The sequence below is a fragment of the Streptomyces sp. NPDC005566 genome, assembly GCF_040605575.1.
GTDB lineage: Bacteria > Actinomycetota > Actinomycetes > Streptomycetales > Streptomycetaceae > Streptomyces.
Genome location: NZ_JBEXDB010000081.1, coordinates 1 through 1308, shown reverse-complemented (window position 1 = coordinate 1308; position 1308 = coordinate 1). Strand labels below are relative to the sequence as shown.

Sequence of the window (1308 nt, the reverse complement as noted above, 5' to 3'; positions counted from 1 at the left end):
CGGCACAGGCGCACTGGGTGCGGAAGTGGCCCGCTGGCTGGCCGGACGGGGCGTGCCGCACCTGGTGCTGACCAGCCGCGGCGGCGTCGCCCCGGACGGTCTGGTCGAGGAACTGGCCGAGCTGGGCGTACGGGTCACGGTCGCCGCCTGCGACGTGGCCGACCGCGATGCCCTGGCCGAGGTGATCGCCGGTGTTCCCGTCGGCCTGCCGCTGACCGGCATCGTCCACGCGGCCGGACTCGACATCCCGCAATGGTTGGAGGCAGCCACCCCGGAAGCGTTCGCGTCGGTGCTGCGGGCCAAGGTCGACGGAACCAAGCACCTGGACGAACTGACCGCGGACCTGTCGTTGGACCTGTTCGTGGTGTTCTCCTCGATCGCCGCGACGTGGGGCAGCGGTGGCCAGAGTGCGTACGCGGCAGGCAACGCCTTCCTCGACGCCTGGGTGCAGCACCGTCACGACCGCGGGCTGCCGGGAACCTCGGTGGCCTGGGGCCCCTGGGCCGGAGCCGGGATGGCCACCGACCCGGAAGCGGCCCAGAACCTGCGCCGGCGCGGGCTGATAGCGATGGATCCGGCCCTGGCAGTGCAGGCACTGGCAGAGACGATCGAGCAGAACGCAAGCAATGTGACGGTCGCCGACGTGGACTGGTCGGTGTTCGTCCCGGCTTTCGCCTCGTCCCGTGCCAGCGGGCTGTTGTCCGACCTTCCCGAAGCGGCCGACGCACTCAAAACCACGCCGAGTGATGACGCCGGACCGGGTCTGCGGCAGCGGCTGGTGGACGCCCCTCTCGCGGAGCGGGCCCGGATCGTGTTGGACCTGGTGCGTGAGCGGGCCGCCACGGTACTGGGACACACGGGTGCGGAAGCGGTCGAGCCCGGTAGGGCGTTCCGGGACCTGGGCTTCGACTCGCTGATGGCGGTCGAGCTGCGCAATCTGCTGACCACGGACACCGGACTGTCACTCCCCGCGACCCTGGTCTTCGACCATCCCAGCCCGACCGCCCTTTGCGACCATCTGCTGTCGGAACTGGTGGGGGACGCGCAGGAGGGCGCTGCTCCGGGGGCGCGCGTCGCGGGCGCGGCGCAGGACGAGCCGGTGGCGATCGTGGGTATGGCCTGCCGTTATCCCGGCAGTGTGACGTCGCCGGAGCAGTTGTGGGAGTTGGTTGCCGCCGGGTCGGACGGGATCACTCCGTTCCCGGACGACCGCGGCTGGCCCACCGGTCTGGTCGACGTAACCGCGGCGGTGGGCGGGTTCGTCCACGACGCCGATGAGTTCGACGCCGCCCTGTTCGGGATCAGCCC

The 1308-nt window shown here is 71.3% G+C and carries 1 protein-coding gene; it reads left to right on the top strand.

Annotation, left to right across the window (positions count from 1 at the left end; genetic code table 11):
• The coding region (locus ABZS61_RS34845) for a type I polyketide synthase (RefSeq protein ID WP_356430551.1) at positions 1-1308 on the top strand (1308 nt) is incomplete at both ends.